Raw genomic sequence first — 10,932 nt, 5'->3', positions numbered from 1 at the left:
ACCCGCGATCCGAAGAGGCGGTCACCCGCGATCCGAAGAGGCGGTCACCCGCGATCCGAAGAGGCGGTCACCCGCGATCCGAAGAGGCGGTCACCCGCGATCCGAAGAGGCGGTCACCGGGGGTCCGGACAGTGCAGGACCCCGGAACCGGCGCAGGGGTCCCGGGGCCCGATCGGAGGGCGGGCGGATGAACCGCCCGCCGCAGGCGTCAGACGCGCCGCAGTACCGCGACGACCTTGCCCAGAATGGTCGCGTCGTCGCCGGGGATCGGCTCGTAGGCCGAGTTGTGGGGGAGGAGCCACACGTGGCCGTCCTCGCGCTTGAAGCGTTTCACGGTGGCCTCGCCGTCGAGCATCGCGGCGACGATGTCGCCGTTCTCAGCGACCGGCTGGCGGCGGACGGTGACCCAGTCACCGTCACAGATCGCAGCCTCGATCATGGAGTCACCGACGACCTTGAGCACGAACAGCTCGCCGTCACCGACCAGCTGCCGGGGGAGAGGGAAGACGTCCTCGACCGACTCCTCCGCGAGGATCGGGCCACCGGCGGCGATCCGGCCGACCAGCGGTACGTACGACGCGGCGGGCTTGCCCGCGGTGTCCGTGGGCTGCACGCTCACGGCCTGGTCGGAGCCGCGCACCTCGTACGCGCGCGGGCGGTGTGGGTCGCGGCGCAGGAACCCCTTGCGTTCCAGTGCCATCAGCTGGTGCGCCACCGATGACGTGCTGGACAGGCCGACGGCCTGCCCGATCTCCCGCATCGACGGCGGGTAGCCCCGCCGCTGCACCGAGTCCCGGATGACCTCGATCACCCGGCGTTGCCGATCGGTGAGGCCCGAGCTGTCGGCCCGGATGCCTGGAGGTCGGCCCGGTAGGGAGCGCTTGTGTCCCTCGGGATTCACGGCTTCGTTCATGGCATGCACCGGGTCGAGTCGGCCCTGGGAGCGGTCCTGGGCGGTGATGGTGGCACTGTCTGCGGTCGTGGTCACGTCGGCCCCTCTCGATGGTCTCCCTGCTGGACAACGGTAGTTGCTTTCGAAAGGTTGCGCCAAACACACGTTCGAGTGAAAAAACGCGGTTCACCGTACGCGATCACATGTCTGGGTGTATGGCTCACGCGGTACCCGGCGGACAAAAGGTCTCATGGTCGTACTCTTCGTCGCCGGGCTGATGGCCTTGTGGGTGTGCCCAGTCTGCCATCCGGACCGCCGCCGACCGGGGCGACCGCCCCCATCTGCGCCGGAGTCGCACGTGACCTCCGTGCGGCGCCCACGGTATCTCCCTATCCGCCGTAGCGGTACGTGTGCGACACGCGCAACCTGGCGATGTATCAGCCAATCACCATATCTAGTGGTTGGATTGCTACGGCAGCCCACAAGTTGTGGTCCCCCGGGTCTCCGGAGCCTTGGAGATCGCCTATGCTTGGGGCTGCTTCGTGGGGCCCAGGTGGTCCGGCGAGGCCATCGAGTCTGCTGTGAGGAGGGTTGGAGATCATGCACTGCCCCTTCTGCAGGCACCCCGACAGCCGCGTGGTCGACAGTCGTACGACCGACGACGGCACGTCGATCCGCAGGCGCCGCCAGTGCCCTGACTGCTCCCGTCGTTTCACGACCGTGGAGACGTGCTCGCTCATGGTGGTGAAGCGGTCCGGAGTAACCGAGCCATTCAGCCGTACCAAGGTCATCAACGGCGTGCGCAAAGCGTGCCAGGGGCGGCCTGTCACCGAGGACGCACTCGCCCAGCTCGGCCAGCGGGTCGAGGAGGCGGTGCGAGCCACCGGAAGTGCCGAGCTGACCACCCACGACGTGGGGCTGGCCATACTCGGCCCGTTGCAGGAACTCGACCTCGTCGCCTACCTGCGATTCGCCTCCGTCTACCGGGCATTCGACTCGCTCGAGGACTTCGAGGCCGCGATCGCGGAGCTCAGGCAGGTGGCGCGGGGCCCCGTCGCGGACGACGAAGACGCGGAGACGGGGAGCCAGGAGGACGATCACGGGCCGGGCGGGGCCGCTCGGGCGCCCGCGCCCGTCCACTCCGCCGGCTGACGGGCGGACCGGAACCGGGCGGAGGGCCCGAATCCGGTTGTCGGTCGGCGATCCAGGACTTGTCGCGGGTGGCAGCAGTGAGTGCCCGCGACGTGAGAACAGAACAGCGTGTCACGGGAACAGCGTGGCATTTCAGGGCGTTTTAGCCCGTAGAGGGAGGCGGCATGACAGAGACGGCGAGCGGTCCGGCACGGAGTTCCCGCGCGAAGGGCACCAAGGCCACCAAGGGGCTGCGTATCGAGCGCATCCACACCACCCCCGGCGTACACCCGTACGACGAGGTGAGCTGGGAGCGCCGTGACGTCGTCATGACCAACTGGCGCGACGGCTCGATCAATTTCGAGCAGCGTGGCGTCGAGTTCCCCGACTTCTGGTCGGTGAACGCGGTCAACATCGTCACCAGCAAATACTTCCGGGGTGCCGTCGGCACCCCGCAGCGCGAGACCGGCCTCAAGCAGCTGATCGACCGCATCGTGAAGACGTACCGGAAGGCGGGCGAGGACCACAAGTACTTCGCGTCGCCCGCCGACGCCGAGATCTTCGAGCACGAGCTGGCGTACGCCCTCCTGCACCAGGTCTTCAGCTTCAACAGCCCCGTGTGGTTCAACGTGGGCACCCCGCAGCCCCAGCAGGTCTCCGCCTGCTTCATCCTGTCCGTCGACGACTCCATGGAGTCGATCCTCGACTGGTACAAGGAAGAGGGCATGATCTTCAAGGGCGGTTCCGGCGCCGGCTTGAACCTCTCCCGGATCCGCTCCTTCAAGGAGCTTCTCTCCTCCGGCGGCAACGCCTCCGGCCCGGTCTCCTTCATGCGTGGTGCCGACGCCTCCGCCGGCACCATCAAGTCGGGCGGCGCCACCCGCCGCGCCGCCAAGATGGTCATCCTGGACGTCGACCACCCCGACATCGAGGACTTCATCCAGACCAAGGTCAAGGAAGAGGAGAAGATCCGCGCCCTGCGTGACGCGGGCTTCGACATGGACCTGGGCGGCGACGACATCACCTCCGTCCAGTACCAGAACGCCAACAACTCGGTCCGCGTGAACGACGAGTTCATGAAGGCGGTCGAGCAGGGCGGTCAGTTCGGTCTGCGTGCCCGGATGACCGGCGAGGTCATCGAGGAGGTCCAGGCCAAGGACCTGTTCCGCAAGATGGCCGAGGCGGCCTGGGCCTGCGCCGACCCGGGCATCCAGTACGACGACACGATCAACCACTGGCACACCTGCCCGGAGTCCGGCCGGATCAACGGCTCGAACCCCTGCAGCGAGTACATGCACCTGGACAACACGTCCTGCAACCTCGCCTCGCTGAACCTGATGAAGTTCCTGAAGGACGACGGCAAGGGCAGCCAGTCCTTCGAGGTCGAGCGCTTCGCGAAGGTCGTCGAGCTGGTCATCACCGCGATGGACATCTCCATCTGCTTCGCGGACTTCCCGACCCAGAAGATCGGTGAGAACACCCGCGCCTTCCGTCAGCTCGGCATCGGCTACGCCAACCTCGGCGCCCTGCTGATGGCGACCGGCCACGCCTACGACTCCGACGGCGGCCGCGCCCTCGCCGGTGCCATCACCTCCCTGATGACCGGCACGGCGTACAAGCGCTCCGCCGAACTCGCCGCGGTCGTCGGCCCGTACGACGGCTACGCCCGCAACGCCGACGCCCACAACCGCGTCATGAAGCAGCACGCCGACGCCAACACCGTGGCCGCCCGCGCGGACGACCTGGACACGCCGGTCTGGGCCGCCGCCACGGAGACCTGGCAGGACGTGGTGCGCCTCGGCGAGAAGAACGGTTTCCGTAACTCCCAGGCGTCCGTTCTCGCTCCCACCGGCACCATCGGTCTCGCGATGTCCTGCGACACCACCGGTGTCGAGCCCGACCTGGCGCTCGTGAAGTTCAAGAAGCTGGTCGGCGGCGGCTCGATGCAGATCGTCAACGGCACCGTGCCGCAGGCCCTGCGCCGTCTGGGCTACCAGGAGGAGCAGATCGAGGCGATCGTCGCCCACATCGCCGAGAACGGCAACGTGATCGACGCCCCCGGCCTCAAGCCCGAGCACTACGAGGTCTTCGACTGCGCCATGGGCGAGCGCGCCATCTCCCCGATGGGTCACGTCCGCATGATGGCCGCGATCCAGCCCTGGATCTCCGGCGCCATCTCCAAGACGGTCAACATGCCGGAGACGGCGACCGTCGAGGAGGTCGAGGAGATCTACTACGAGGCCTGGAAGCTCGGCGTCAAGGCGCTCGCGATCTACCGCGACAACTGCAAGGTCGGCCAGCCGCTCTCCGCCAAGACCAAGGAGAAGGAGAAGGCCGAGGTCACCGAGAAGGCCGAGGCGACCATCCGCGAGACGGTCGAGAAGGTCATCGAGTACCGCCCGGTCCGCAAGCGCCTCCCGAAGGGTCGTCCCGGCATCACCACGTCCTTCACCGTCGGTGGCGCCGAGGGTTACATGACGGCGAACTCCTACCCGGACGACGGCCTGGGCGAGGTCTTCCTGAAGATGTCCAAGCAGGGCTCGACCCTGGCGGGCATGATGGACGCCTTCTCCATCGCGGTCTCCGTCGGCCTCCAGTACGGCGTGCCGCTGGAGACGTACGTCTCGAAGTTCACCAACATGCGCTTCGAGCCGGCCGGTATGACGGACGACCCGGACGTGCGGATGGCGCAGTCGATCGTCGACTACATCTTCCGCCGCCTGGCGCTGGACTTCCTGCCCTTCGAGACGCGGTCCGCCCTCGGCATCCACTCCGCCCCGGAGCGCCAGCGTCACCTGGAGACCGGTTCGTACGAGCCGTCCGAGGACGAGGTCGACGTCGAGGGCCTGGCCCAGTCCGCGCCGCGCGCCCAGGAGCTGAAGGCAGTCGCCTCCCCGAAGGCCGAGACCGGGGCGGCCAAGCCCGCCCCGCAGCAGGCCCACACCAGTGCCGAACTGGTGGAGATGCAGCTGGGCATCCAGGCCGACGCCCCGCTCTGCTTCTCCTGCGGTACGAAGATGCAGCGGGCCGGTTCCTGCTACATCTGCGAGGGCTGCGGCTCGACCAGCGGCTGCAGCTGACGAGTTGATGTGAAGTGAAGTAAGGGGCGTCGGCTATGGCCGACGCCCCTTACTGCTGCTTCTGGCTGCTCGCCGTCACGGCCGGCCGAGGCCGCCCATGGCACGGGTGAAGAGCACGGGGTCGTCCTCGAATCCGTGCAGGCCGGGCCGGAAGCTCCAGTCGCCGGACCCGTCGCGCACGAACTCCGCGACGGCGGCCGCCGTCGCCCCGAGGACCGAGCCGAAGTCGTCCTCGGCCAGCACGTTGTAGCCCTCCCGGACGCGCACCTCCGGGTTCAGGACGTTCACGAACGTCCGGTGCGCGGACCGCTGTTGTATGACGACCCCGACCACCACGCGCGTGTACCGGCCGGCCAGCCGGTCGAGTTCGAGCGTCATCACCTCGTCCCAGCCGAAGCCCTTGCCGTCCTGACTGTCCCGGTTGAGGAAGATCGTGCCGTCGGGCGAGCGGCTGTCGAAGTGCACCAGATAGGCCGCGGTCCCGTACGGGTCGTCCGCCGTGTAGGTGCCGGCAAGGATGTCGAGGTCGGTGGGCGGCTGCCCGGCCTGGCTGGGATCCCACTTCAGAGCGACCTCGACCTTGCGGATCGCCTTGCTGAAACCGCTCATCACGCGTCCCCTTCCCCCTAGAGGGTCCACTGCCCCAACTGATGGCCTGCCAAGGCTCTTTGTCCATCGTGCCACGCGCGCGGGGGCGCATGCGCGGGTGATCTCCGCCGGAGCGTGACCGACGCCACGTCCCATGGCCTTACGATGGCGCGGTGCTGGTCAAGTGGATTCGCTGCACCGTGGTGGACCGCCGCGGGTTCGAGCGGGGGCAGCGGAAATGGGCGGGGCTTCTGGGGGAGCCGGGATTTCGCGGACAGGGCGGGGGCTGGAGTCGGCAGCGAGCCGGGGTGGCGCACACCTTCGCCTTCTGGGAGAGCCGTGCCTTCTACGACTCCTTCATGGCGCGCTCCCACGACCGTCTGGCCGCGTCCCAGTCCGGCACGTACAAGGATCAGCAGGTCAAGCTGTTCGAGTACCGGTTCGATGTGAAGACCGGCTTCGAACCGCGGTTCACGGACTCCGACCTGGTCCGGGTGGCTCTCTGTCGGGTGCACGAGGAGCGCGTCGAGCACTTCACGCTGATGCAGGAGAAGGTCTGGAACCCGGCTATGGCCGGCTCGCCCGGCATGATCCGGGGCATGTTCGCGGAGGCCCCGGCGCACGAGTTCATGATCCTCTCGATGTGGCGGTCGGCCGCCGAACACGGCAAGTACCGAACCGAGCGGGTGGAACGTCTGGCACTGCGCGCCCAGACGGAGGCCGACATCGCAGCCCTCACGGGCGACATCGTGGAGCTCGAACCGAGCTGGATCGTCTGAACCTCCAATCCTGATTTATGTGACCTACGCTGTATGCAGCCCATCCGAGTGCTCGACTTTGCGTCAATCGATCTAGGGTTTTGGCATGGCACGACCACGGCGCATCGTCCTTGTCCGGCACGGCGAGTCAACCGGCAATGTCGACGACTCCGTGTATGAGCGGGAACCGGACCACTCACTGGCCCTGACCGAGCGGGGCTGGCGACAGGCCGAGGAGACCGGAAAACGCATCCGGGAGATCTTCGGCCAGGAGCCCGTCAGCGTGTACGTCTCCCCGTACCGCCGTACGCACGAGACCCTCCGCGCCTTCCACCTCGACCCGGACCTCATACGCGTGCGCGAGGAGCCCCGGCTGCGTGAGCAGGACTGGGGAAACTGGCAGGACCGCGACGACGTACGACTGCAGAAGACGTACCGGGACGCGTACGGGCACTTCTTCTTCCGCTTCCCCCAAGGTGAGTCCGGCGCCGACGTGTACGACCGGGTCGGCGGCTTCCTGGAGAGCCTGTTCCGCAGCTTCGAGGCGCCGGACCATCCGCCCAACGTGCTCCTGGTGACCCATGGCCTGGCGATGCGGCTGTTCTGCATGCGCTGGTTCCACTGGACGGTCGCGGACTTCGAGTCCCTGTCCAACCCCGGGAACGCGGAGATGCGGATGCTCGTCCTCGGGGACGACGGCAAGTACACGCTCGACAGGCCATTCGACCGCTGGCGGGACCCGGAGCCCCATTGGACGAGCGGCTAGGCTGGCCGAGATGACCATTTCCTCCGACAATTCGAACGCCGGGCGCCTGGACCGCGCCCTGGCCAGCCTGCGCGGACTCGCGACCGGCGACGCGCTGGGCTCACAGTTCTTCGTTCCGGCGAACTACCCGCTGCTGCAGCGGCGCGAGCTGCCGCCGGCCCCCTGGCAGTGGACCGACGACACGGAGATGGCCTGTTCCGTCGTGGCCGTCCTCGCCGCCCACCACCGTATCGACCAGGACGCGCTGGCCCACTCCTTCGCCGCGCACCACGACTTCGACCGGGGCTACGGCCCCGCCGTCAACCGACTGCTCCGGCTCGTCAGGGAGGGCGGCGACTGGCGCGAACTGGCTGCCGCGCTCTTCAACGGGTGCGGTTCGTGGGGCAACGGAGCGGCGATGCGGATCGCACCCCTGGGCGCCTGGTACGCGGACGATCCGGAGCAGGCCACCCACCAGGCCGAGATCTCGGCCTACCCCACGCACCAGCACCGCGAGGCGGTGGTCGGGGCCATGGCGGTCGCCGCGGCAGCGGCACTGGCGGCGGCGCCCGGCGGCCCGCCGAGCCCCGAGGCGTTCCTCGACGACGTCGTCGCGCTCGTCCCCAGGAGCGCCGTGGGCCAGGGCCTGCGGCGTGCCCGCGACATGCTCGACTACGGCGACGCGGGCACCGTGGCGGCCGTCCTGGGCTGCGGACGGCGTACGAGCGCCCATGACACCGTCCCCTTCGCCCTCTGGTCGGCGGCACGTGCCCTCGGTGACTACGGGACGGCGTTCTGGACGACCGCCCAAGTGGGCGGCGACGTGGACACCACCTGCGCCATCGTCGGCGGCGTACTCGCGGCGGGCAAGGCGGGAGCGCCCCCCGCGGCCTGGAGGGAGCGGACGGAGGCGCTACCGGAATGGGTGCCTACGGGGACGGGGACCGCTGCAGGCGCATGACTGTCGACATACGGTGACCGGTGTCGGTGGGTGATCTTCGGTAAACGGCGAACGCTGTCGGTGGGTGACCGTTGGTATACGGCCCTGCTGTCGGCGGGTGACCGTCCGGCGCAGGAAGACCGTGCGCGTCGACCCCGGGCGTGATCGAAGCTCTCCGTGCCCGATGGGAACTCTCCGTGACCGTCGGGCGTTTTCCTGGCATCCGATCCGCGCTCCGTCCGAGTGCGGACGGCGGAGCCGGAAGCGGAGCCGAGGGGAGGGTGTTGGCGTTGTGGGTCCGAGTGGCTGTTCTGGTGGTGTTCGCGGCGCTGTCGGCCGTGGTGCGGATGGCCGGACCTCTGCCCCTGCCATCTGTCCCCTGGCGGCGGCCCGGCCATCCGCGGCTTCGCGCGGACCCGGTGGGTTCAGCCCAGCCCGGGGCCGGCCGTGCCGGCGAGGGCTTCGAGGTCGCTCTTGCGGACCTTGATCACCAGCCAGGCGGTGATCAGGCCGAGCGCGGCCATGACGGCGGCGGGGAAGAACGCGGTCGAGATCCCGTGCGCGAGTACCTCGTGTCCCCAGGGCGCGGGCAGCTGGTGGGACTTGGCGAACTCCGCCTTCTGCTCCGGCGAACCGTCGGCGAGGAACTTCGGCAACTGCTTCTTCGCCTCGTCCTTGCTGGCCGAGCCGAAGACCGTGGTCAGGATCGACAGACCCAGCGAACCGCCCACCTGCTGCATGGCGTTGAGCAACCCGGAGGCCGCTCCGGCCTCGTGCTGGGCGACGCCGGAGACCGCGGTGACGGTCGCGGTCACGAAGTTCAGGCCCATGCCCAGGCCGAAGATCAGCATGGGCCCCAGCACCCCGCCGAGATACGAGCTGTCGGGCTTGATGAACGTCTGCCAGGTGAGGCCGACGGCCACGAGCGCGGAGCCGGTCATCATGAACGGCTTCGGGCCCAGGGCTGGCAGGAACCGCTGCGACAGCCCGGCGCCGACGGCGATCGCCACCGTCACGGGCAGGAAGGCCAGACCGGCCCGGATCGGGCTGTAGCCCAGCACGTTCTGCACGAACAGCACGATGTAGAAGAACATGCCGAACATCGCCGCGGCCAGGCTCAGCATGATCACGTAGGTGCCGGAGCGGTTGCGGTCGGCGAACATCCGCAGCGGGGTGATGGGCTCCTTCGCCCGGGTCTCGATGAAGACGAAGGCCAGCAGAAGCACCACCGCGGCGCCGAAGGACCCGAGGGTCAGAGCGTCGCGCCAGCCGTCCTCCGAGGCCCGGATGAAGCCGTACACCAGGGAGACCATGCCCAGCGTGGAGGTCAGCGCGCCCGCGATGTCGAACCGGCCGGGATGCCGTTCGGACTCGTTGATGTACTGCGGGGTGAGGGCGACGATCAGCAGGCCGATCGGCACGTTGACGAAGAACACCCAACGCCAGTCGAGCCAGTCGGTGAGCATGCCGCCGGCCAGCAGACCGATGGCACCGCCGCCCGCGGAGACGGCGGCGAACACGCCGAACGCCCGGTTGCGCTCCGGGCCCTCCGGGAAGGTGGTGGTGATCAGTGCCAGCGAGGTCGGCGACGCGATCGCGCCACCCATGCCCTGGAGGGCACGGGCGGCCAGCAGCTGCCAGGGTTCCTGGGCGAGACCGCCGAGGAGCGAGGCGAAGGTGAACAGCAGGATGCCGGTCATGAACACCCGGCGCCGGCCGAGGATGTCACCGGCTCGCGCACCGAGCAGCAGCAGACCGCCGAAGGTGAGCGTGTAGGCGCTGACCACCCAGGTGAGGTCCGTGGTGCTGAACTTGAGCGCGTCTTGAATGTGCGGGAGCGCGATGTTCACAATCGTCGCGTCAAGTACGACCATGAGCTGGCAGGCGGCAATCACGGTGAGTGCGATGCCGGGGCGCCCCTGTCGGCGGGCCGCACCAGGTTTCTGATCGGATATCAGTTGAGAGGTTGTCACTATGGGTCCCCCACGAAGGTGTTAGTGAACGCCCGCGTTCACTGTCGCGTCAACGGTAGTGAGTCCTCGATAGAGAACGCAAGCGTTCACTTAGCTGCGAGTCGCGTGCCGCGTCCCCCTTTGTCGTCGCGCGCCGCACCTCCCCCCCGCTCCGGAATCCCCGCTTCCCCTCGCTCGCTGGAGAAACTCAGATGGTTACCTCGCGCTGGACTGCCGCTCCCCCTCGGGCGGCCTCCCCTCGTCGGCGCGGTGCGGTCCTCGAACGCGCGATCCTGGACGCAGCCTTGGAGCAGCTAAGCACCGTCGGCTGGAACGGCCTCACCATGGAGGGCGTCGCCGCCGGTGCGCAGACCGGAAAGGCGGCGGTGTACCGGCGCTGGCCCTCGAAGGAGGATCTGGTCGCGGACGCGCTGCAGGCCGGTCTGCCACGTTTGGAGGAGGCCCCCGATCTCGGAAGTGTGCGCGACGACCTGCTGGCGCTGTGTCGGCAGGCCAGGGACGCGATGTTCTCGCGCCCTGGTTTCGCACTGCGGTCGGTGATTCACGAATGCGATCCGACGCAGGTCGAGCGCTTCCATGGCGTGATCTTCGACGGGGTGGTGGGGCCGACCACCAAGCTGATCGGTGAGATCGTCACCCGTGGCATAGAGCGGGGGGAGGTGCGCTCCGATGCGGCCAACGACTATGTGCTCGACGCCATTCCGGCGATGATGATGTATCGGAACAAGATTTCTGGAAGCGAATGGAATGACCAGGAGGTCGAGCGGATGATCGACCACTACATGCTCCCGCTGCTGCTGTCGCACGGAGCCTGATCGACCGCTC

At 68.3% G+C, this 10,932-nt stretch carries 9 protein-coding genes; 6 read left to right on the top strand and 3 right to left on the bottom strand.

Annotation, left to right across the window (positions count from 1 at the left end; genetic code table 11):
- Positions 1-208 precede the first annotated feature (208 nt).
- Positions 209-988 (bottom strand): transcriptional repressor LexA, encoded by a 780-nt coding sequence (gene lexA / locus AB0D59_RS49845; RefSeq protein ID WP_362579448.1) that lies wholly within the window; start codon positions 986-988, stop codon positions 209-211.
- 504 nt (positions 989-1,492) lie between these two features.
- Between lexA and nrdR the strand changes: the two genes are divergently transcribed.
- Together nrdR and AB0D59_RS49835 are read left to right on the top strand one after the other, a co-directional pair.
- Complete coding sequence (gene nrdR / locus AB0D59_RS49840) at positions 1,493-2,044, top strand: transcriptional regulator NrdR (protein WP_362579446.1); 552 nt, start codon at positions 1,493-1,495, stop codon at positions 2,042-2,044.
- A gap of 164 nt (positions 2,045-2,208) precedes the next feature.
- Positions 2,209-5,103 carry a vitamin B12-dependent ribonucleotide reductase gene (locus tag AB0D59_RS49835; protein WP_362579443.1) on the top strand — a complete coding sequence of 965 codons (2,895 nt, stop codon included), beginning with the start codon at positions 2,209-2,211 and terminating at the stop codon, positions 5,101-5,103.
- A 75-nt stretch (positions 5,104-5,178) separates the two neighbouring features.
- Here the strand turns inward: AB0D59_RS49835 and AB0D59_RS49830 are convergent, their stop codons facing one another.
- Entirely contained in the window at positions 5,179-5,712 is a 534-nt protein-coding gene (locus tag AB0D59_RS49830) for a TerD family protein (RefSeq protein ID WP_362579440.1), read from the bottom strand.
- Between the two features lie 152 nt (positions 5,713-5,864).
- On the opposite strand from AB0D59_RS49830, the gene AB0D59_RS49825 reads away from it, so the two are divergent.
- From AB0D59_RS49825 to AB0D59_RS49815, 3 genes are all read left to right on the top strand, one after another.
- Entirely contained in the window at positions 5,865-6,470 is a 606-nt protein-coding gene (locus AB0D59_RS49825) for a YdbC family protein (RefSeq protein ID WP_362579437.1), read from the top strand.
- Between the two features lie 85 nt (positions 6,471-6,555).
- Complete coding sequence (locus tag AB0D59_RS49820) at positions 6,556-7,215, top strand: histidine phosphatase family protein (protein ID WP_362579434.1); 660 nt, start codon at positions 6,556-6,558, stop codon at positions 7,213-7,215.
- Positions 7,216-7,225: 10 nt separating this feature from the next.
- Positions 7,226-8,155, top strand: a complete 930-nt coding sequence (locus AB0D59_RS49815; protein WP_362579431.1) for an ADP-ribosylglycohydrolase family protein — start codon at positions 7,226-7,228, stop codon at positions 8,153-8,155.
- Positions 8,156-8,559: 404 nt separating this feature from the next.
- Here the strand turns inward: AB0D59_RS49815 and AB0D59_RS49810 are convergent, their stop codons facing one another.
- Positions 8,560-10,107 (bottom strand): MFS transporter, encoded by a 1,548-nt coding sequence (locus AB0D59_RS49810; RefSeq protein ID WP_362579428.1) that lies wholly within the window; start codon positions 10,105-10,107, stop codon positions 8,560-8,562.
- 191 nt (positions 10,108-10,298) lie between these two features.
- Here AB0D59_RS49810 and AB0D59_RS49805 point away from each other — a divergent pair, with 191 nt between their 5' ends.
- The gene (locus AB0D59_RS49805) at positions 10,299-10,922 is read left to right on the top strand and encodes a TetR/AcrR family transcriptional regulator (protein WP_362579425.1); all 624 of its coding nucleotides are present in this window, start codon (positions 10,299-10,301) and stop codon (positions 10,920-10,922) included.
- The last annotated feature ends 10 nt before the right edge of the window (positions 10,923-10,932 follow it).

The sequence above is a fragment of the Streptomyces sp. NPDC048417 genome (assembly GCF_040651615.1).
In the GTDB taxonomy this organism is placed as follows: domain Bacteria; phylum Actinomycetota; class Actinomycetes; order Streptomycetales; family Streptomycetaceae; genus Streptomyces.
This window is presented reverse-complemented; position numbering and strand designations above follow the sequence as displayed.